This window comes from Hyphomicrobium denitrificans 1NES1 (genome assembly GCF_000230975.2).
GTDB classification, from domain to species: domain Bacteria; phylum Pseudomonadota; class Alphaproteobacteria; order Rhizobiales; family Hyphomicrobiaceae; genus Hyphomicrobium_B; species Hyphomicrobium_B denitrificans_A.
In genome coordinates this window covers 3,219,984-3,240,973 of sequence record NC_021172.1, presented here as the reverse complement: position 1 = coordinate 3,240,973, position 20,990 = coordinate 3,219,984, and the positions used below count along the sequence as shown (strand labels likewise).

General features: G+C 61.0%; 16 protein-coding genes. 10 read left to right on the top strand and 6 right to left on the bottom strand.

The features are described from left to right. The 5 genes from HYPDE_RS15500 to HYPDE_RS15480 form a co-directional block, all read right to left on the bottom strand. Positions 1-1,290: a DUF2541 family protein gene (locus HYPDE_RS15500; protein ID WP_041320555.1), complete on the bottom strand. Its 1,290-nt coding sequence runs from the start codon at positions 1,288-1,290 to the stop codon at positions 1-3. Between the two features lie 574 nt (positions 1,291-1,864). After that, positions 1,865-3,019: a thermonuclease family protein gene (locus HYPDE_RS15495; protein ID WP_041321419.1), complete on the bottom strand. Its 1,155-nt coding sequence runs from the start codon at positions 3,017-3,019 to the stop codon at positions 1,865-1,867. Between the two features lie 116 nt (positions 3,020-3,135). Next, positions 3,136-4,152, bottom strand: a complete 1,017-nt coding sequence (gene cydB, locus HYPDE_RS15490; RefSeq protein ID WP_015599465.1) for a cytochrome d ubiquinol oxidase subunit II — start codon at positions 4,150-4,152, stop codon at positions 3,136-3,138. Between the two features lie 4 nt (positions 4,153-4,156). Then, on the bottom strand, positions 4,157-5,566 hold the full coding sequence (locus tag HYPDE_RS15485) for a cytochrome ubiquinol oxidase subunit I (RefSeq protein ID WP_015599464.1): 1,410 nt from the start codon (positions 5,564-5,566) through the stop codon (positions 4,157-4,159). Positions 5,567-5,659: 93 nt separating this feature from the next. Next, positions 5,660-7,990 (bottom strand): serine/threonine-protein kinase, encoded by a 2,331-nt coding sequence (locus HYPDE_RS15480; RefSeq protein ID WP_041321417.1) that lies wholly within the window; start codon positions 7,988-7,990, stop codon positions 5,660-5,662. 237 nt (positions 7,991-8,227) lie between these two features. Between HYPDE_RS15480 and HYPDE_RS15475 the strand changes: the two genes are divergently transcribed. From HYPDE_RS15475 to hrpB, 10 genes are all read left to right on the top strand, one after another. Further along, entirely contained in the window at positions 8,228-8,878 is a 651-nt protein-coding gene (locus tag HYPDE_RS15475; RefSeq protein ID WP_015599461.1) for an FHA domain-containing protein, read from the top strand. A gap of 103 nt (positions 8,879-8,981) precedes the next feature. Then, positions 8,982-9,770, top strand: coding sequence for an FHA domain-containing protein (locus HYPDE_RS15470; RefSeq protein WP_015599460.1), 789 nt, complete (start codon positions 8,982-8,984; stop codon positions 9,768-9,770). A gap of 7 nt (positions 9,771-9,777) precedes the next feature. Next, complete coding sequence (locus HYPDE_RS15465; RefSeq protein ID WP_015599459.1) at positions 9,778-10,566, top strand: PP2C family protein-serine/threonine phosphatase; 789 nt, start codon at positions 9,778-9,780, stop codon at positions 10,564-10,566. Between the two features lie 375 nt (positions 10,567-10,941). After that, the gene (locus tag HYPDE_RS15460) at positions 10,942-11,424 is read left to right on the top strand and encodes a VOC family protein (protein ID WP_015599457.1); all 483 of its coding nucleotides are present in this window, start codon (positions 10,942-10,944) and stop codon (positions 11,422-11,424) included. 294 nt (positions 11,425-11,718) lie between these two features. Continuing rightward, positions 11,719-13,395 (top strand): formate--tetrahydrofolate ligase, encoded by a 1,677-nt coding sequence (locus HYPDE_RS15455; protein ID WP_015599456.1) that lies wholly within the window; start codon positions 11,719-11,721, stop codon positions 13,393-13,395. A 335-nt stretch (positions 13,396-13,730) separates the two neighbouring features. After that, entirely contained in the window at positions 13,731-14,462 is a 732-nt protein-coding gene (locus HYPDE_RS15450; protein ID WP_015599454.1) for a peptidase, read from the top strand. Positions 14,463-14,713: 251 nt separating this feature from the next. Continuing rightward, positions 14,714-15,757 (top strand): class 1 fructose-bisphosphatase, encoded by a 1,044-nt coding sequence (locus tag HYPDE_RS15445; RefSeq protein WP_015599453.1) that lies wholly within the window; start codon positions 14,714-14,716, stop codon positions 15,755-15,757. Between the two features lie 44 nt (positions 15,758-15,801). Next, positions 15,802-16,677: a phosphoribulokinase gene (locus HYPDE_RS15440; RefSeq protein WP_015599452.1), complete on the top strand. Its 876-nt coding sequence runs from the start codon at positions 15,802-15,804 to the stop codon at positions 16,675-16,677. A gap of 31 nt (positions 16,678-16,708) precedes the next feature. After that, positions 16,709-17,380, top strand: coding sequence for a ribulose-phosphate 3-epimerase (rpe, locus tag HYPDE_RS15435; RefSeq protein WP_015599451.1), 672 nt, complete (start codon positions 16,709-16,711; stop codon positions 17,378-17,380). A gap of 14 nt (positions 17,381-17,394) precedes the next feature. After that, positions 17,395-19,860, top strand: coding sequence for an ATP-dependent helicase HrpB (gene hrpB / locus HYPDE_RS15430; protein ID WP_015599450.1), 2,466 nt, complete (start codon positions 17,395-17,397; stop codon positions 19,858-19,860). Positions 19,861-19,874: 14 nt separating this feature from the next. Here the strand turns inward: hrpB and HYPDE_RS15425 are convergent, their stop codons facing one another. Continuing rightward, positions 19,875-20,879: an NAD-dependent epimerase gene (locus HYPDE_RS15425; protein WP_015599449.1), complete on the bottom strand. Its 1,005-nt coding sequence runs from the start codon at positions 20,877-20,879 to the stop codon at positions 19,875-19,877. Between the last annotated feature and the right edge of the window lie 111 nt (positions 20,880-20,990).

The window sequence follows — 20,990 nt, the reverse complement described above, 5'->3', positions numbered from 1 at the left end:
CTAGTGCTGGCCCCAAATTTCGACGATCGCCGATCCCTTGCCCTTGGCGGAGGAGTCGAAAAATCGCGACCGGTATTTGGCTTCGATGTGGTCGATCGGTTGACGGCGCTGACCACTGAGGTCGATCGGTCCATAGGTTCCGCCCGCGTCGACGCGCGTCCGAACCGGCACCGTTTCATCGGAGCCGTCCGTGTAGACGACTTTGAGTTCATTCAGAGTAATGGCACGGTCGCGCACGGTCACGCGAAGCCGTCGGAAGCCCCCTTCGTTGCTGGCGATGGGAATGACATCCTTGTCGAAACCGACGAAGCCGGCCGTCTGGGCACCGAGCAACAGCCAGCCTTGGTTATACTTGCGCCCTTCCCCGTTCGGGCCAAGCCAGCCCGGAGCGTAGCGTCCGAATACTTCGATACGCGCCCGTCCGTTGAAATTCGGACGTGAACGATAGACGAGCTGGATCTCCTTGATGAAGCGATCGCCTCGAAGGTCGATCCAGTTCGTGCGCGAATTCTTCGGAATGTCTGCGTTGACCGCCAACGTATCGCTTTCGCCGTTGTTGTAGACGACCTTCATTTCGTTGATGTGGATATCGTTATCGAGCACGCGCAGGCGAATTTTCGCGAACTTGCCGATCTCGTTGCCGACCCGGATGACGTCGCGGTCGGTCAGGAACCCGACGTATTGGGCACCGAACAGCACGTCGCCGCCCGGCGTCGCTTGTCCCGGCGTGGTCGGCGTCGCAATCGGAACCGTCGGCTTGACCGGGATAGCCTCTGGACGGTCGCGTCCACCCGAGATCAGATGTTCCGAACGGTCTCGATTATCCGAATATTGGTTCCCGCCGCCACGCTCCATGCGTCGGCCTTCCCGATCCTGAATGCCGATGATCTGCAGCCGCCCACGACCGTAGCCGGGCTCCTGCGTGATCTTAATCTGATCGATGAAACGGCTCTCGTAGGTCGGATTGATCGGTCGGCTGCGCTCGCCCCAATACATGTCGATTTGACGATCTTCGCTCCAGACCGAGCCGTCGCTGTAGACGATCTCAACGCGCCGGATATCGAAGAGCTTGCCCATCGAATTTTTGATGCGAATGCCTTTGTAGGCGCCCTTCGCTTGGCGCACGTCGATCGTGTAGCGGTCGAGCGAAAGATCGACGTCCGATTCGGCAATGACGATGAGTTGATCGTAATGATGGTGGTGATAGCGATGCCACCGTCTTGCTTCGGCGCTCGACAGCGTCCCCATCGCCAGGACTGCGAATAGCCCCAGTATCAGTCTACGAAACATAACTTGGACCCCTCTGGTTCCTAAACGCCCGTGCCCCGATCGCCCTCGGCACTCTAGCGGCGGAGAGTCGAAAAGGGCAGCGGCAGACGGCATTTCCCTGTTGTCGCCAAGCGTTCCGACTGCTTCATGGTGTGAATCTGCAACACAAACTTTACACCATGACAGCAGGGCTTAGGGCGTACCCTTCATTTGCCTCGACAGCACGTGTGGAATTTATCCGCATGCCTCTCGTTTCGGTCGGCTGGATCCCCAGGAGGGGGCAATATTCAATTGCAGGCGAGCTTGCCGGCGGCTTCATAAAGCGTTGAGGCGTATAGGCGAGATTGCTTCTTGTTTAAGGCCGTTCACGCGAGAGTGTTGCAGTTTTGCCAGCCATCTCAGCTAAACGGACACATCTTGACATAAAAATACGAATCAGTTCGCGCGAGAACTTGAATCTGCCGCAACAGCAGGATGTATTATTGGAGATAGAGCTTTCGCGCCGTCCCATTCCCCCATTGGCGCCGGTTCTATCTTTCGCCCACGGTCTCCCCCGGCCGTGGGTTCTTTGTTTTTAGCGGAAACCCCGAACGGGCTATGAGCGGCTGGAAGGCATAAACCCGGCGGCCTTTGCTTCGTCCTCGCTACAGAACCAGCGCTCGCCCTTGTCTGGGCGGACCTTCGCACGGTCGTAGTCTGCTGACCACGGCAGCGCATAGAATTTGGATGATGCGTGGATGAACCCCTTGATCGGACAACCGCCGGGGGCATCGCGTTTCGCGTCCTGCCACTGCTGATCCCGCCATTCCTGCGGACGCTGGATTTCGCCCTGCCAGATGCCTTTCTTCGCGTTTCGCGCCGCATCCTCCTCGCTGCCGAGCGAGCTGAAGTAGGAGCTGACGGCGAAGACGTAGCCGTTGCGGACGAGTTCTGTCGCCAGGTCGGCCCCTCCGACGCTGCATTGCGCAACCACATATCCGCCGTTGTCCTGTCCAGACGGCGTGCAGGTGACACGGCGCCCGCGGACAACGCGCGCCAAGCCTGACTTCGCCGCCGATGCGCAGTTCCAGCGGCGGCCGTTCGCGCGATAGCACGGTTGACGTGATTCAGGCGCCTCGACATTGCCGATGCGCACCAGCGCGCCGTCGACGCGCATGAGGTCTCCGGTGATGGCGATTGCGCGGCCGGATAATTCGGTGCTGATCGAAACATGCACCGGTGCATCCTGAGAATGCTCCGCGACGGCGATGCCGTCGGCGCTTCTGAGCATTGGGCCGCCGATATAGATCAATCCGAGTGCCGCCAGCGCGCCGACGATATGCCGAGGCTTGATCGGCGACCTTCGCGCGACGTCCGGCAGAAGCTTCGCTTTCGCGCGCACCGCATCGGCCGGGCCCCGGAAGGCGTTGCCGAGTGCGATGCCAAAGTGCGCCGCGAGGCCGCGAAACGCATCGGCGACGACGGCAAATAGAAATTTCGACCAGCGCGCCGCGAGATGAAACGCAGCCGCCGCAAGATCGAGGAGCGCTTCGACGATGATCGAAAGAAGCTTTGAAAACTGCGAGCCCATGAACGAAGCGCTGGCGCGGCCGGCCTCGGCACCCGCATCGGCGGCCTGCTTGACCTTTTCGACGGCAGCAACCCGCACATCCTCGATCCGCCGCTGGCGATCGGCGCGCCGCACCAGGATCGTGGTGCGCACGTATTCCCGCCATTCAAAGCCCTCGCTGCGCCTGCGCCAGCCGAACATTCCGGCACCCTCCAGCACGATTCGCGTGCGAATATTTGGAACGAAGTATGGCGGCCCTTTGTCGAGAACGTGTGTTCCCACACCTCGCGACGGAATTGCGGACCTTCTGTGCTGGGTTAATGGTACCCTTCGCCGGCCCGCACTTTACCGCGGAACGTCCAGTACACGAAAACCGTATAGCCGAGAATGATCGGCAACATGAAGAGCGTCCCGACGAGCATGAACAGTTGCGAACTCGGCGCCGCGGCCGCTTCCCAAACCGTCAACGCACCTGGGACCAGGTACGGCACGTTCGAAATCAAAAGGCCGACAAATCCCAGCAGGAACAGCGCGACAGCCGCTACAAAAGGCTCGGCGTCCTTGCCGATATTTTCGATCCCGTGCCAGCAGCGCCATGCAGCGTAAAGCGACAGCAGAGGGACGGGAGCAAAAATCAGAAAATTCGGCCAGGCGAACCAGCGTTCGGCGATGCGTGGAACCGAGTACGGCGTCCAGAGGCTGACGATGGCCATCGCGGCAAGCATCGCCAGCAGCGCGATCTTGGCGGCATCGCGCGCCCAGTCCTGCAAATCGCCGTCGGTTTTGTAGATGAGCCACGTCGTGCCGAGCAGCGCGTAGCCCGCAATGAGGCTCAGGCCGCAAAAGAGCGAGAAGGGCGTCAGCCAGTCGAACGTGCCACCTGCGAAACGCCCGTCTTGGGTTGAGAGCCCTTGCAGCAATCCGCCGAGCACGACGCCCTGCGAGAACGTGGCGACGAGCGCACCCCAGGAGAATGCGAGGTCCCAGAACTCCTGGCGCGGCTTGGCGACCCACCGGAATTCGAAGGCGACGCCGCGAAAGACGAGCGCCAGCAGCATCACGATGATCGGAATGTAGAGCCCCGACATCACCAGGCCATAAGCTTTCGGGAATGCCGCGAGCAAGCCGCCGCCACCGAGGACGAGCCACGTCTGATTGCCGTCCCAGAACGGTGCGATGGTGTTCATAATGATGTCGCGCTGATCTTCGCGGCGCTCGAAATGAAAGAGAATCCCAAGACCAAGCCCGAAGCCGTCGAGGATCACGTAAAGCGTCACGCCGGCTGCGAGGATCGCCGCCCAGATGAGTGGCAGCACGTAAGCGAGCGTATCCATGATGCTACTCCTTCCCGCCGAGGGCGCTACGGGTTGCACTTTGGACGGCGACCAGCGGATGCGCGCCTGCAGACGGGTCCGGATCGCCTTCGGGTGAAATGGCTTTGCCTTGCGGACCTTTCTCGATCAGCCTGTTGATGTAGAGAATGCCCATCGAGAACACGCTCGTATAGATGAGCACGAACAGGATCAGTGACGTCAGGACCGCGCCGAACGAGACTGGTGATGCGGCGTCGATCGTTTTGAGAATTCCGTTGACGAGATAGGGCTGGCGCCCCGTCTCGGTCACCCACCACCCCGATGCGATGGCGATGAAACCGAGCGGCCAGGCATAGGTCAGCGGCTGCAGATACCATGTCGTCTCGAACAGCTTGCGGCGCCACCAGAGAAACGCGCCGACAAATCCGATCGCGATCAGCAGCAGCCCGATACCGACCATCGCGCGGAACGCAAAAAAGACCGGCAGCAATGGCGGCCGCTCTTCCGCTTTGAAGTCCTTCAGACCCTTGAACAGCCCATCGTAGCGGTGCGTGATGATGAGGCTGGCGAGATGCGGAATGCCGATCTCGAAATGGTTCGTCTCGGCTTGCGCGTCAGGCCAGGCGAAAAGCAGAAGCTCACCCGGCTTGTTGCCGTCCCAATGCGCTTCCATCGCCGCGACCTTCACCGGTTGATGTTCCGCGGTATTGAGGCCATGCGCATCGCCGATCAGCAATTGCAGCGGTGCCAGAATGGCGACCATTCCGAGACCCATGCGGATCATCGTCTTTGCTTCTTCGAGGAAACGGCCCTGGACGAGATAGCGGGCGCCGACCGACAGCACGACCACCGACGTCGTCAGATAGGCGGCGGTAAACATGTGTGCGAAGCGATAGGGAAAGCTTGGATTGAAAATGATTTCGAGCCAGCTGACGGGATACGCCACGCCGTCTTTCATTTCGAAGCCCGTCGGCGTCTGCATCCAGCTATTCGCGGAGAGAATCCAGAACGCAGAAAATGACGTGCCGGCGGCGACCAGAATGGCCGACAGCACGTGAAGGTTTGGCGACACGCGCTGCCATCCGAACAGCATGATTCCGAGAAACGTCGCTTCGAGGAAGAACGCCGTCAGCACCTCATAGCCGAGCAGCGGCCCGACGATATTTCCGGCGACCTCCGAGAACTTCGCCCAGTTGGTCCCGAACTGGTAGGAAAGAACGATGCCGGAGACGACGCCCATCGCGAACGAAACGGCAAAAATCTTGGTCCAGAAGCGTGCCAGCCGGTGAAAGTGGTCTTCGCCCGTTATCCGCCACCGCACCAGCAGCGTCGCGATGAATGCCGCAAGACCGATCGAGAAGCTCGGAAATATGATGTGGAACGTGACCGTAAAGGCGAACTGGATACGTGCCAGCATAATAGCATCGACGTCCATGAGCGTGGCTCCTCCGGCGACTCGATTGCGGCGGCATCATGCCGCTATACGTTCACGCCGTCGAGGCTCCAGATCGATGGTTTGGTTTACGTTTCAGTTGCCCTGGGCAATTTGGGAATCGGGAAGCGACCACAGCCGGACGACGCCATCCTGACCGCCCGTCAACAGAGTCCGGCCATCGTTCGTAAACGCGACGGACTGCGCGCCGGACCCGATGCCGGGCAGCGCCAAGTATTGGCGCGATCGTTTCAGGCTTCTGACGCGTACGATGCCGTCCTCAGAGGCCGAAGCCAGGAGATCGTCGACGTTCGATATGGCGAGCGATGTGATCCGCTTGTTGTGGCCGCCAAACGTGCGCTGAATTCGGTACGAATTGAGCGACAGCACTTTGATCGTACCGTCTAGACTGCCGGTCGCGAGAGTCGTTCCATCGGGCGAGAACGCGAGGCTTGAAATGAAATCGGAATTGTTGCGGTAGGTGCGCCGCGAGTCTCGGGCCTCGACATTCCAGATCTTGACGCTGCGGTCGGCTCCGCCCGACGCGAGCCATTGGCCCGAAGGGTCGGCCGCGACGGCTTGCACCGCATTCTCGTGACCTTCGAGAATTGCGGCGGGTGCGCTTTCCGACGCCGTTTCCCAGATCGCGAGCGTCCAGTCATGGCTCGCGGCCGCCACGCGATCTTCGGAGCCGACGAACGTCACCGACCATATCCGCGCGTCGTTGCGTTTGAAGCGATAGAGGCGGCGCTGCGTATCGAGATCATAGATGGCGACAGCGCCGTTGGCATGCCCGGTGACGACGCGGTTGTTGCGCACCGCAAGTGACGTCGCCGGTCCGTCTTCGAGCGCGACCACGCCTTTCGGCTGACGGGAATCGAACGACCAGATTTTGAGCTCCGGCTGATGCGAGGCCGTGACGATCAAACGGCCGTCGCCGCTGAGCGCCAGCTCTTCGATCGCCGTGCCGTGCGCCTTGATCTCCGCGACCTGCTTGAGGGCTGGTTCGTTGGCTGCTGACGTCCCGATGGCGCCGGTGGTGATTGTCGGTTCATGCACACGCAAAAGCTGCGGGATGCGGTCGTGGAATGCAAAGCCGATGCCTGCGAGCGCCGCCGCAACAATCACTTTCGATTTGAGGCCGCGCGTTAGCGGACGTCGCCCGACGTCCGGCTTCGGACGCAGCTTTGGCTTCGATCGCAATTTTTCCGCGACAGGGCGCGGCGGCGGCGGAAGCGCGGGAGTCTTTTTGTCCTGCGCCTTCTTTTTTTCAGGCTTCGGCTTGTCCGCTTTCGGCTTCTCGGCCGCGGCGGGTTTCTTGGCGGCCGCAGGCTTAGCCACGGAAGGCGCAGCAGGCGCTTTTGCCTCCGTCGGTTGCTTCAGTGCGTCGAAGAAATCGAGAAGCCCTCCTTTTGGACCCGGGGCGTCGGGCGGCGGCGGAACGACCGTGTTCACGACCGCCTCGGCAGCCTGTTTCTCCTCGTCCTTCCGGCGATGAACTTCCGTCTTCTCCTTGAAGCGCTGGAAGAGGCTGGGCTTCGGCGGCTCCGGTGCGAGCAGCGCTCCACGCCAGGCTGCGATGGATTGCGGGCGGCCGTCGACGGAAAGCGCCAAGCCTTGCTGGATGGCATTGAGAAATGTGCTGCGATACCCGCCGAGCGCAGCGTCGCGAACCGGTACCATCTCGTCTTTCAGCATACGCGATGGAGAATCGGGCGGACGCTTACCGGTCACCGCATGATAGAGCGTCGCCGCGAATGCGTAGATGTCGGTCCAAGGCCCCTGCTGGCGGCTCGTCTCGGCGTATTGCTCGTAAGGGCTGTAACCGGGCTTGACGAGCGCCGACACCGTCTTTGTCTTCGAATGCGCGGCGATATCGCTGCGCGCCGCGCCGAAATCGATCAGCACCGGATCGCCGGTCGTCCGAATGATGACGTTGTCGGGTGCAATGTCCCGGTGCAGGAAATCGGCATTGTGAATGATCTCGAGCGCATCGAGCAGCGGCCCGACGATGGCATCGAGTTCCTTCTGCCGCGGCGCCCGGCCGAGATCCTTGAGCCAGGTCTTGAGATTTTTTCCTTCCTCAAAATGCAACACCATGTAGGCGGTGTTGTTCGCGCGGAAGACGCGATGCACCTTGACGATATTGCTGTGATTGAACTTGGCGAGCGTCTGCGCCTCGTCGACGAAGCGATCGAGACCCCAATTGTAGTCGCTCGTAGAGCCTGCCGAGCGCGGTGCCGCTTCCAGGTTTTCCGTCCGGCTCGCGAAATCGCTCGGAAAATATTCTTTGATGCTGACGTGCCGCGAGAGGTTCGGTTCTTCGGCAAGATAGGTGACGCCGAACCCGCCCGCCCCGAGAACGCGCACGATTTTGTAATCGCCCGCAAGCTCCGTCCCGTCCGGTAAAGCGACAAGTTGCGTCATGATCCCCATGCGCGTGATCGCGCTTGTGGTTGTTCGGTCCTCTTGCTGGCGCCGTCGAGTTCAAGAGGCCAGCTCGAATACCCCTTGTCTCTGCTTCGCTCCCATGGCGCAAGAATATGGCGTCTCGACGGGCGATGAACGTGGAATGAATAATTCCCGATGGTGTCGCTTTCCGGCCATGTTGCCGCCGCCATCGTTGCGCCAGATTCTCTATTGAGTGCGACTTGGGCGTAAATCATGAGAACGGCGCGTTCGCGATCGGGCTTATGGGCGATTGGAGCCGGATCGGCTCTCGTCCTTTTCATCCTGTCGGCCCCGCAGGTCCGCGGGTTTGGCCCTGGGTATGTGTTCGATGCGACCCTGCAACTGCTCCGCGCAACGAAAGCCGCGATTTCTGAAGGCTATCGCGTCGCTCCGGCCCTGATGCTGGGCCTCGGTCTTGCGATTGGCTTGCCGCTCCTTACCGTTGCTTCCCGCATCGTCCACAGAGCCGGGACGTCGCCCGACGTGACCCGCCTCTATCGGCCGGGCAGCGACGATGATCGTGTCGAGGCGGAACTGGCGGACGATGCTGTGCCACACACTCAGCAGCCGTTCGTGGAGATCGAAGCCGGCGGCAAAGGCATGCGCTGCGCCATTCCGCGCGACATGCTGAGGATCGGGCGTGAGGACGACAACGATATTCGCATCCCCAGTGGTGCGGTTCACCGTTATCACGCCGCAATTTATCGCGAAGACTACGACGACTGGCACATCGCCGATTTGTCCGGCGTCGAAGGCAATGGTCTGATCGTCAACGGCCGGCGCTGCTGTGAAGCACGCTTGAACGACGGCGATCTTATACAACTGGGATCCGGCAAATTGCGTTTCCGCGCCGGTTCCGTTTGAGCGGTGGTTTCGGAACCTTCCTAAGTTTTCAGTTCATGCGTTGATCCACGAATTTAGCGGCACGGACGTTGCCGTGCTTGGCAAACCATGAGGAGATTGAAGCATGACGATAGAGGGCGAAACGACAGCCGGCCACGAAGCGAAAGCTGCGAAAGCACACAAATTCTTAGGCTCCCTGCGTGATGCTTTGATGGCCGCCGGCCGCGACGATGCCCCGATCGACATGACGCCGCCTCCGAAGCCCGCGTCTGCCGCGAAACCCGGAGCGGACGAGAAGGCTCCTCCGCCGTTGCCGCCGAAGCCGCAGAGCTTGAGCGCGGAAGAAGCAGCACGGTTGGCGCGCACGGCGCCTGAGCTGAAACCGTTAGTGCCGGAAGCCATAGCCGCCGCGAAAGACGCCGACGTTCCACCGACGACGCGCGTCGTCCGCGCCGAAAGCCGGGTAAAAAAGATCGAGTTGGAACCCGAGGAGGCTCCCGCACGCACGGTGCTCGTTCGCGGCCGCCAGCAGATCGAGCGGGGCGTTTTCGAGCGCGATCCGGTCGTTGGCTTCCTGATCGTCGTCGGCGGCCCCGGCCTCGGCTCCTATCGGCCAATCTTCGAGGGCAACAACACGGTCGGGCGCTCGAAGGAAAACCGCATCCCCTTGGATTTCGGCGACGACGCCATTTCCAACGAGGCGCAGGCCTATTTGCGCTACGATTCGAGCGATCGGTCTTTCCTCTTTGTTCCAAACCTTGCTAAGACCAATGTCGTGTCCGTGAACGACAAGCGACCGGCCGGCCCCGTGCCATTGCAGCCAATGGACGTCATCACCTTCGGGCGCACGCAGGTCGCATTCCTGCCGTTCTGCGGAAGTGAATTCGACTGGTCCGAGATTTCCGAAGCTTAAGGATCGAATGCCGCCGTTCGAGCATGCTGTCGCCGCGACGCGCGGAGCCCGCGATTATCAGGAAGACTCCGCTGCCTTCCGCCCCGAGGGCGGCGAACCCGTTTCGTTGTCGAGCGACGGTCCCATGTACGACGCCGCGGGATTTGCGGTCCTCGCCGACGGCATGGGCGGCCACACGGGAGGTGCCCTCGCGAGCCGGACCGTATGCGAGGAATTTCTGGCAGCGGTCGGCGATCATACGGGGTCTCCCGTCGATCGCCTGATTGCGGCGCTGAAGGCAGCCAACGGCGCGCTCGCCGCCAAGATTTCCGCGAACCCGCTGCTCGCAGGCATGGGCTCGACGCTTGTCGGCACCGCATTCGGACCAAACGGCATCGAATGGGTCAGCGTCGGCGACAGCCCGTTGTTCCTTTTCCGGCGCGGAGAAATCGCCCTCCTGAATGAAGATCACTCTCTGGCGCCTGAACTCGACCGCATGGTCGCCGAAGGCAAGCTGACGGAACTCGAAGCGCGCCGTGACCCGCGCCGGCACATGCTGCGCTCGGCCGTGACAGGAGAAGATATCGACTTGCTCGATGTCTCGCAGCGGCCGCTGGAGCTAGAAGCGGGCGACTACGTCGTGCTTGCGAGCGACGGCATTGCGACGCTCGATCAGAATGAGATTGCGCGTGTCATTCGAGGATATGCCGGTGACGGAGCCGCGGCAGTCGCAAAGGCTCTCATCCGCGCCGTGGAGTCCATGCGTGAGCCCTACCAGGATAACGCGACAGTGCTCGTCGTTCGCGTCGTCGGCTGACAATTGCTTCCAAATGATAAAGTGAAAAAAAGCAGCACTTTGAGCGCTGCCTTCGATTTCGCCCGCTTCGCAGGATTACTTCCACCAGCAGTGGCGATTGCAATCGTTGCGGGATCGTCCTCGGCTCTGCGCCGAAGATTTAGCTGCGCCATGAGTATATTTCCCTGTCGTCCTTCCGCACCCGCCCTGAGAAAGGCAACCAGTCTCCGCGATCTCAGTCAAGAGAGGTTGGCTGACACGGCCATGACGTCTTCCGCCCGCCGAACAATTTTTCAACCGCGTGTCGGAAATCCGCTTCGTCGCGCGTTTTGGATAGAGAGCGGATGTTTGCGCGCTCTCGATAGCGCTGACGCCGTAGGCAGGAGAGCCTGAATCATGACCAATTCGAACGTCAAACCGATACCGGAAGGCATGAGCACGGTAACGCCGCATCTCATCTGCGCGGGCGCGGCAGAAGCTATCGAATTTTATAAGAATGCGTTCGGCGCAACGGAATTGATCCGCCTTCCCGCCCCCGATGGAACGATCATGCACGCATGTCTGCAGATAGGGAATTCGCGCATCATGCTCGCCGAAGAATCCCCGCAATGGCGTTCGTTCGGCCCGAAGTCTCTGAATGGAACGCCGGTTACGTTGCATCTCTACGTGGAAGATGCCGACAGCTTTGTGCAGCACGCCGTCGAGGTGGGCGCCAAGCTGGTGATGCCGGTTTCGGATGCGTTTTGGGGCGATCGCTATGGCCAGGTGGAAGACCCATTCGGCCATCGCTGGTCGATCGCGACGCACGTAAGAGATATGACTGCCGACGAGATCAAGAACGCCATTCCCGCAAACATGGAGTGCGGATCGTCCTCATAAGGTGAGAATAATCCGGATGCTAAAGTCGCGCTGGGTTCTCCCAGCCCGCAGCTTAGCATGTTGCTTTAAGACTCATTCGGCGTACGGCGCCGCCTCTGCTGTACGTCTTTGTGCTGGCGACGCGAGCACGTCGTTGCCGATGCCGTCATCTAATAGCCAATGAGCTACATCGGATTTTTGGACGCAGGTGCTTGGCGCGATGCACGCCAGAGTCCAATATCCGCCGCCCGCAAATCAACCTCGGGCTAGTGAACATTAGTTCCACGAAATATTAGTTCCTTGGAGGAAGTGCCTGTGTCCGTCAAGACCGACATTGAAATTGCGCGCGAAGCCAAAACAAGGCCGATTGTTGATATTGCAGCCAAAATCGGCATACCGACGAACGCGCTTATCCCGTACGGCTGGACAAAGGCCAAAGTCTCCTTCGATTACATCGATCAAATTCAGGCCAATAAGAACGGCAATCTGATCCTGGTGACGGCGATCAGCCCGACGCCTGCGGGTGAGGGCAAGACGACGACGACGGTCGGTCTCGGCGACGGCCTCAATCGCATCGGCAAGAAGGCGATCATGGCGCTGCGCGAACCCTCGCTCGGGCCGTGCTTCGGCATGAAGGGCGGCGCCGCCGGCGGCGGTTACGCCCAGGTCGTGCCGATGGAAGACATCAACCTGCATTTCACCGGCGACTTCCACGCCATCACCGCCGCCAACAATCTGCTCGCCGCGATGATCGACAACCACATCTACTGGGGCAACGCCCTTGGCATCGACCAACGCCGCGTCGCCTGGAAGCGCGTCCTCGACGTCAACGACCGCGCGCTGCGCCAGATCGTCAATTCGCTCGGCGGCGTCGCCAACGGCTACCCGCGCGAGAGCGGCTTCGACATCACCGTCGCCTCCGAGGTGATGGCCGTCTTCTGCCTCGCCAAGAACCTGAAGGACCTCGAAGAGCGTCTCGGCAACATCATCGTCGCCTACACGCGCGACAAGAAGCCGATCCGCGCCCGCGACCTCAAGGCCGACGGCGCCATGACGGTGCTCCTGAAGGACGCGCTGCAGCCGAACCTCGTGCAGACGCTCGAAAACAACCCTGTCTTCATTCACGGCGGTCCGTTCGCCAACATCGCGCACGGCTGCAACTCGGTGCTGGCCACGACGACGGCCCTGAAGCTCGCCGATTACGTGGTGACCGAAGCCGGATTCGGCGCCGACCTCGGCGCCGAGAAGTTCTTCGACATCAAGTGCCGCAAGGCCGGCATCGCCCCGTCGGTCGTCGTCATCGTCGCGACCGTCCGCGCGCTCAAGATGCACGGCGGCGTCGCCAAGGACAACCTGAAGGCCGAGAACGTCGAAGCCGTCATCAAGGGCTGCGAGAACCTCAAGCGCCACATCGAGAACGTCAACAAGTTCGGCGTCCCGGCGGTCGTCGCGGTGAACAAGTTCATCGCCGACACCGATGCCGAAATCGCCGAGGTTCAGAAGGCGGCGGAAAGCATGGGCACGCGGGCGTTCTCGTGCACGCACTGGTCCGACGGCGGCAAGGGCACGGAAGCCCTCGCCCACCACGTCGTCAAGGTCATCGACGAGGGCAAGGCGAGCTTCAAGCCGCTCTACCCGGTCGAGATGAAGCTGCGCGACAAGGTGAAAACCATCGCCCAGGAAATCTATCGCGCCGCCGACATCGCCTGCGACGCCAGCGTCGAGACGCAGTTCAAGGACTTCGAAGCCGGCGGCTTCGGCCATTTCCCGGTGTGCATGGCCAAGACCCAGTACTCGTTCTCGACCGACCCGGGGAAGCGCGGCGCGCCGACCGGCCACGTCGTGCCGATCCGCGAATTACGCCTCTCGGCCGGCGCCGAGTTCATCGTCGTCGTGACCGGCGAGATCATGACCATGCCGGGCTTGCCAAGCGTTCCGGCCGCGAACTCGATCCGCCTTGACGACAAAGGTCAGATCCAGGGTCTGTTCTAGGTTTTGCGTCGGCGGCAACGCCGCCGGTGAAGTAAGAACACGGCATTTTGCGCATAGCACTCTGGTGCCGCGAAGACTGTATTCACGCAGTTTTCGCGGCATTTTTCAAATTGGCCCGTCCTTTGCGAGACGCACGAAGAAGCTCTCGGGAGGAGGTCGGCGGCCCTCGCGGCATTCGACGAAATGGACGGCTTTGGCTGCGCAATCATCAGATGGCTCGGCGTCCAATGCGACCTCAATTCGGGGCATGCGTCACGGAATCGCCGACGAAACGCTTGACGTGGTCGTCGAAGTTCAGCAGCAGATCAGCAGTAGCTGCCGAACGGAGACGATGAATGACGTATGCCGTAGCGCTCCGTCTTGAGCGGGGCTTGGTGCTTGCCGCCGATACGCGCACGAATGCCGGTCTCGATAACATTGCTCAATATCGCAAGTTGCAGATATGGCGGAAACCCGGCAACCGTGTCTTCGTTTTGATGAGTGCGGGCAATCTCGCGGTGACTCAAACCGTCGTCAGCCTGCTGAACGAAAGATTGGGCGACGATGAAGTGGACACGCCGAATCTCTACAACGCGGCAAATATGTATCGTGCGGCTCGCGTCGTCGGCGATGCGATACGCGAAGCCCGCCGCATCGACGGTGCCGCGCTCGAGGCGGCGCGGGTAGGCTTCAACACGCATTTCATATTCGGCGGCCAGATCGGAGCCGAGAAACCACGCCTTTTTCAGGTCTATCCGGAAGGAAACTTCATTGAGGCCGCCGACGACACGCCTTTCTTTCAGATCGGCGAGCACAAGTACGGCAAGCCGATCCTCGACCGCGTCGCGCGCGCCGATATGCGCCTCGGAGAAGCCGCGAAGCTGGTTTTGCTCTCGTTTGACTCGACGCTCCGCTCCAATCTTTCCGTCGGCATGCCGATCGATCTCGTCGTCTACGAGCGCGACGCGCTCGATATAACGCGTGAGATCCGTATCGGCCCGGATGATGCGTATTTCCGCAAGCTTTCGAGCGCCTGGTCGGAAGCGCTGAGACAGGCGGTTACGACGATCGACGAGTTTAAGGTTTAGCAGCCGCTCCGTCCCAGGGTCGTTCTAGCGTCGCGGGACTCAAACGATTAACTAACGTTTACAACGGCATCAACCGCCGCGGTTGATACGGCGTCACGCGGTCAATTCGCCCCCTATATTGCAGCCCAGCAAAAATCTAAACGCACTTGTCTATGCACGCCGAATGCGAGCCTCATCCCTCGCTTCTCCGATCCAAGTAGGATTAGATAGACAGGGCGCTGCGGTCGATGGTGCGTACTGGATGGAGTGCGATGGGTTTCGCGACACTTAAGGAATACCTGTCGGATTGGACGCTGGAGGGCCGCACGCGCGGGCACGTAGCGGACACTCTGCTTGCCTTGGCCGAGACAAGCATTCGGATTTCTGAACTCGTCGGACGTGGCGAGCTTGGTGGCAAGTTCGGAAAGATCGTGTCGCGGCCCGGTGAGTTTGATGAGCAGAAGGAAATCGATCTTCTCACCAACGGCATGATTGTCGAGGCGCTGAAGTCGGCGCCCGTCGCTGCATTGGCCTCGGAAGAATCGCAGCAGCCGATTGCTTTGAAGCCAGACGCTTCGCTTTTGGTTGCAACCGACCCGCTCGACGGGTCGTCGAACGTCGATGCCAACGTCTCGTTCGGAACGATATTTTCGATCCTCCCGCGTCATCCCACGTCGGGTGGGGAAGCCGCATTCTTGCGGCCGGGCTCGCATCAGCTCGCCGCGGGCTTCGTCGTCTATGGACCGCATACGGCTCTTGTGCTCACGGTCGGTCTCGGCACGCAGATCTTCACGCTCGACCGCGAGGCGAACACTTTCCGCATGACATCGCGTAACGTTTCGATGCCGCCTGAAACGACAGAGTACGCCATCAATTCCTCGAACGCGCGCCACTGGGACGATCCGATCCGGATTTATATCCACGATTGCGAGAATGGCGCGAACGGCCCGCGCGGACACGATTTCAATATGCGCTGGACGGGCTCTCCCGTCGCTGACGTCTTCCGGATCCTGTCGCGCGGCGGTATCTATCTTTATCCCGGCGATCGCCGCAAAGGCTTCCATCAAGGCCGCATTCGATTGATCTACGAAGCCAACCCCTTTAGCTGGTTGATCGAGCAGGCAGGCGGCAGAGCAACGACGGGTCGCGAGCGTGTGCTCGACGTTGTGCCGACCTCGCTGCATCAAAAAACGCCGCTGATTTGCGGCTCACGCTATGAGGTCGATCGGGTGATGCGCATCTACAGTGGCCAGGAATTTAAGGTCGACCGTTCGCCCCTTTTCGGCCGCCGCGGCCTGTTCCGGGCGCTGCCATGACCGCCACGATCCATTTGCGTGCAATGACGGTTTGAGCCCCATCGATGTCCATCAAGCATCCCATTATCTCGGTCACCGGATCGTCCGGCGCTGGTACCTCGTCGGTGCGCCAGACATTCGAGCAGATCTTCCGCCGCGAACAGGTCAGGGCCGCGTTCGTTCAAGGCGATGCATTCCACCGCTACGATCGCTGCGACATGGAAAAGGCCATGAGAGCCGCAGCCAAGCGCGGTAACCACAACTTCAGCCACTTCGGCGCCGAAGCCAATCTTCTGGAGGAACTCGAGCAGCTTTTCTACACGTATGGTGAGACTGGCAAGGGCAGGACACGCCTTTACATTCACGATATCGATGAGCAGCGCGCGACAGGCGCTCCCATCGGGACGTTCACGCCGTGGACCGATATCGAGTCCGATACGGATCTCCTGCTCTACGAAGGCCTGCACGGTGCGATCAAAACGGAAACCGTTGACGTCGCGAGGCACGCGGACCTCAGGATCGGCGTCGTGCCGGTCATCAATCTCGAATGGATTCAGAAGATCCAGCGCGATCGTGCGGAACGCGGCTATACGACCGAGGAAGTGACACAGGCGATCCTGCGCCGCATGCCCGATTATGTGCAGTACATCTGCCCGCAGTTCACGCAGACGGACATCAACTTCCAGCGTATCCCGACGGTCGATACGTCAAACCCGTTCATCGCCCGCTGGATTCCGACGCCCGATGAGTCGATGGTCATCATTCGTTTCAAGGATCCGCGCGGAATTGATTTCGCCTATCTCTTGTCGATGCTGCACGACAGCTTTATGTCGCGTGCCAACTCGATCGTCATTCCGGGCAGCAAGCTCGATCTGGCGATGCAGCTCATTCTGACGCCACTTATCTTGCAGCTCGTCGAGCGCCGCCGCCGCGTCCTCTGACGCGACCCGAACGAAGATTGGAAGGTTACCCGTGACGCGCCCCGTTTTGATCGCACCATCCATTCTGTCAGCCGATTTCGGCAAGCTCGCAGACGAGATCCGCGCGATCGATGCCGCCGGCGCCGACTGGATCCATTGCGACGTGATGGATGGTCACTTCGTTCCGAACATCACGTTCGGCGCGCCCGTCATCAGGGCCGTGCGTGGCGCCTCGAAGAAAATCTTCGACGCGCACCTGATGATCGCGCCGGCCGATCCCTATCTTGCGGATTTCGCAGCAGCCGGTGCAGACATTATCACCGTTCATGCGGAAGCGGGGCCGCACCTCGATCGGTCGCTGCAGGCGATCCGCGCGCTCGGAAAAAAAGCCGGCGTGTCGCTCAATCCTTCGACCTCCGAAAGCGTTCTCGAATACTGCTTGGACCGGATCGATCTCATTTTGCTGATGTCGGTCAATCCCGGTTTCGGGGGGCAGTCGTTCATTCCGTCTGCGATCGAAAAAATCCGGCGCGTGAAAGCGCTTGTCGGTTCCCGCCCGATCGACATAGAGGTCGACGGTGGCGTAACGCCGGAAACCGCGCCTGAGGTGGTCATGGCCGGCGCCAACGTGCTCGTTGCAGGCTCGGCCGTGTTCAAAGGCGGATCAGAGCAAAGCTACGCGGCCAACATCGCGGCAATCCGTAACGCGGCGAAGTCCGTTTAATTCTCTTTCCCGTCATGGCCGGTCTTACATTCTCCGCGCCGCTGCCGATCGATGCCGTTCTTGGCGACGTGCAAAATGCACTGCGCTCGCACGGAACTGCCGTGCTGGTCGCGGCGCCGGGCGCCGGCAAGACGACCCGCATGCCGCTCGCATTGCTCGACGAGCCGTGGCGCGAGGGGCGAAAGATCGTCGTTCTCGAACCGCGCCGGATTGCGGCGCGCGCCGCGGCCGAGCGCTTGGCGAGTACGCTGGGCAGCCGCCTCGGAGACGACGTCGGCCTCAAAACCCGTCTTTCATCGAAGACCAGCGCGCATGTCGCTATCGAGGTGGTGACGGAAGGCGTCTTCACCCGCATGATTCTCGATGATCCCGAGCTTTCAGGCGTCGCCTCGGTTCTGTTCGACGAATTCCACGAACGATCGCTCGACGCTGATCTCGGCTTGGCATTGGCGCTCGACGCGCGGACCGCTCTGCGTTCGGATCTCAAAATACTTGTGATGTCGGCAACGCTCGAAGCATCGCGCGTTGCGAAGCTTCTGGGCGATGCCCCGGTGATCGCGAGCGAAGGCCGCACGTTTCCGATTGAGACGCGCTATCTCGGGCGGCGCGCGCAACGCATCGACGATGACGTCGTCGACGCGGTTCGACGCGCCATCGAGCGCGACTCGGGCTCGATCCTGGTATTCTTGCCGGGCCAGGGCGAGATCGTGCGCGTTGCGGAACGGCTGGGCGCGCTCAATCTGCCGAACACGATCGATATAGCTCCGCTCTACGGCGCCCTCGATCCTGCGACCCAGGATCGCGCCATATCGCCTGCGAAAGCCGGGCGCTGCAAGATCGTCCTCGCGACGTCGATCGCCGAGACGTCGATTACGATCGAAGGCGTGCGCGTCGTCATCGACAGTGGCTTGGCGCGTGTCCCGCGCTTCGAGCCCGACGTCGGCGTGGCGCGGCTTGAAACGGTGCGCGTCTCGCGAGCATCCGCAGACCAGCGGCGTGGGCGTGCAGGTCGAACCGAACCCGGAATTTGCTATCGCCTCTGGGACGAGCCGGAGACGCAAGGTCTTGTACCGTTTGCCGATCCGGAAATCCGCGTCGCCGATCTTTCGAGTCTGCTTCTTGATTGCGCGGAATGGGGTACGAACGATCCAGGGTCTCTTTGCTGGCTCGATCCGCCGAGCGAGGGCGCGCTCGCGGCCGCCCGATCCGGGCTGCAGGCCATCGGCGGCCTCGATGCCGAAGGGCACATTACCTCGGAAGGGCGCCGGCTTCGGTCGCTGCCGCTGCCGCCCCGGTTGGCACGGATGCTCCTGAGAGCTGGAGAGCGGGGAGCGGCGCGAGATGCAGCCGAACTCGCCGCTGTTCTGGTCGAGCGTGGCATCGGCGGCAACGACCTCGACATCAGTACGCGTCTCGAAAATTTTCGTCGCGATCGATCCCGACGCGTCGAAGATATGCGGGCGCTGTCACGCCAATGGGCGCGTGCCGCCACAACGAACACGAAAGATGGATCGCTTCCGCCTGCCGAATTGCTGGCACTCGCCTACCCGGAGCGGATCGCAAAGAACAGAGGCAAGCGCGGCAGCTTCCTGCTGGCTAACGGCCGCGCTGGACTGATTGATACGGCGCATCCGCTTGCCGCCGCGCCGTATCTCATCGTCGCGGAATTGCAGGGACGCGCGGCCGCAACGCGGATTATGCTCGCAGCGGCGACCGACGAAGCGGAAGTCTCTGCCTTCGCCGCGGATCGCATCGAGAGCAAAGCCGATCTGACATTCGATCGGGATTCGCGCTCGGTCAAAGCGCGTAACGTTCGCCGCCTCGGCGCTGTCGAACTCAGAAGCGAGTCTCGGCCTGTTCGTCCGGACGAAGACGCGTCGCCCGTTCTCGCCAAGGGCATTGCGGACATCGGCGTAGGAAATCTACCGTGGTCGAAAGCGCAACTCCAGCTCAGAAGCCGAGTCGGATTTCTGCGCGCCAACGACGACGCGTGGCCGGATTTATCGGATGCTGCGCTTTCAGAATGCGTCGAGCGGTGGCTGCTTCCCTATCTGTCTGGCAAGACGCGTGTTTCGGAAATCGACGGGTCGACGCTTGAACAAGCTCTGTCCTCTCTTCTGCCATGGCCGATGCGGCAACGGCTCGACGCTGAAGCGCCGACGCACTTCGAGGCTCCGACCGGCAACAGCCATGCGCTTGACTATGAAGGCGCGGGCGCGCCGGCACTGCATATTCGCGTGCAGGAACTGTTCGGGTTGAAAGAGCATCCGGCGATTGCGCGCGGCCGCTTGCCGTTGACGCTCTATCTCCTGTCGCCTGCGCATCGGCCGATCCAGATTACGCGTGATCTGCCGGGCTTCTGGGCCGGTTCGTGGGCCGCCGTCAAAGCCGATATGCGCGGCCAATATCCAAAGCACGTTTGGCCTGACGATCCGGCGAACGCGGCGCCGACGACGCGCGCCAAGCCGCGTGGCAAATAAAATCGTCGCTTGATTCAACCGTAATACGACCGGTACCACGCAACGAAGCGCGAAATACCTTCGCTGAGAGGCGTCGCCGGTTTGAAACCGACGTCACGCACGAGGTCGTCGACATCGGCGAACGTCTTCGGTACGTCGCCGGGCTGCATGGGAAGGAATATCTTTTTGGCTTCGCGGCCGATGGCGCGCTCGATGGCCGCGATGAAGTCCATCAGCTCGACGGGGCTGTTGTTGCCGATGTTGTAAAGCCGGTACGGCGCCATCGATGTCGCGGGATCGGGTTTCTCACCGGTCCAATCCGGATTTGGTTCGGCAACTTTGTCTGCCGTGCGCAACACGCCCTCGACCACATCGTCGATATAGGTGAAGTCACGCGCATGATGTCCGTTGTTGAAGACTTCGATCGGTTCGTCCGCAAGGATCTGGCGCGTAAACTTGAAGAGCGCCATGTCGGGACGTCCCCACGGCCCGTAGACCGTGAAGAAGCGCAACGCCGTCACCGGAATCTGATAGAGGTAAGCATATGTGTGCGCGGCCAGCTCGTTCGCCTTCTTTGTCGCCGCATAGAGGCTCAACGGATGGTCGACGTTATCGTGCACGCTAAACGGCATCGCCGTATTCGCGCCGTAAACGGAACTCGATGACGCAAGCACCAGATGTTTCACGCCGTTGTGCCGGCAGCCTTCGAGAATGCTCTGCGTGCCGACGATATTCGATTCGATATAGGCGTTCGGATTCTCCTGGCCGTAACGCACGCCCGCCTGCGCCGCGAGGTGAATGACTTTATCGGGTCGCTCGGATCGAAACAGCGCCGCCATCGCCTCGGAGTCGGCAATGTTCAGCCGATGAAATGAGAAGCCGTTGCGTCCTTCGAGCTTTGCGAGACGCGCTTCTTTCAGTTTCGGATCGTAGTAGCTGTTGACGTTATCGACGCCGATGACGACGTCGCCACGTTCAAGCAAACGCATCGCTGTATGAAAGCCGATGAAGCCTGCGGCTCCGGTCACCAGAAATTTCATGCGTTCGATCCTCCCGCCTGCAGCGGTTTAGGTCTTCACGGGCTGCGGTGCAATCGCGCATGCCTCCGCCGTCTCAAACTGCGGAAGCCGCCTCCCGAAAAAAGTTATCCC

Bases quoted from the DNA above. Each gene is read 5' to 3' on its own strand.
- HYPDE_RS15500 (WP_041320555.1), bottom strand. From the start codon at position 1,290: ATGTTTCGTAGACTGATACTGGGGCTATTCGCAGTCCTGGCGATGGGG.
- HYPDE_RS15495 (WP_041321419.1), bottom strand. From the start codon at position 3,019: ATGTTCGGCTGGCGCAGGCGCAGCGAGGGCTTTGAATGGCGGGAATAC.
- cydB (WP_015599465.1), bottom strand. From the start codon at position 4,152: ATGGATACGCTCGCTTACGTGCTGCCACTCATCTGGGCGGCGATCCTC.
- HYPDE_RS15485 (WP_015599464.1), bottom strand. From the start codon at position 5,566: ATGGACGTCGATGCTATTATGCTGGCACGTATCCAGTTCGCCTTTACG.
- HYPDE_RS15480 (WP_041321417.1), bottom strand. From the start codon at position 7,990: ATGACGCAACTTGTCGCTTTACCGGACGGGACGGAGCTTGCGGGCGAT.
- HYPDE_RS15475 (WP_015599461.1), top strand. From the start codon at position 8,228: ATGAGAACGGCGCGTTCGCGATCGGGCTTATGGGCGATTGGAGCCGGA.
- HYPDE_RS15470 (WP_015599460.1), top strand. From the start codon at position 8,982: ATGACGATAGAGGGCGAAACGACAGCCGGCCACGAAGCGAAAGCTGCG.
- HYPDE_RS15465 (WP_015599459.1), top strand. From the start codon at position 9,778: ATGCCGCCGTTCGAGCATGCTGTCGCCGCGACGCGCGGAGCCCGCGAT.
- HYPDE_RS15460 (WP_015599457.1), top strand. From the start codon at position 10,942: ATGACCAATTCGAACGTCAAACCGATACCGGAAGGCATGAGCACGGTA.
- HYPDE_RS15450 (WP_015599454.1), top strand. From the start codon at position 13,731: ATGACGTATGCCGTAGCGCTCCGTCTTGAGCGGGGCTTGGTGCTTGCC.
- HYPDE_RS15445 (WP_015599453.1), top strand. From the start codon at position 14,714: ATGGGTTTCGCGACACTTAAGGAATACCTGTCGGATTGGACGCTGGAG.
- HYPDE_RS15440 (WP_015599452.1), top strand. From the start codon at position 15,802: ATGTCCATCAAGCATCCCATTATCTCGGTCACCGGATCGTCCGGCGCT.
- hrpB (WP_015599450.1), top strand. From the start codon at position 17,395: ATGGCCGGTCTTACATTCTCCGCGCCGCTGCCGATCGATGCCGTTCTT.
- HYPDE_RS15425 (WP_015599449.1), bottom strand. From the start codon at position 20,879: ATGAAATTTCTGGTGACCGGAGCCGCAGGCTTCATCGGCTTTCATACA.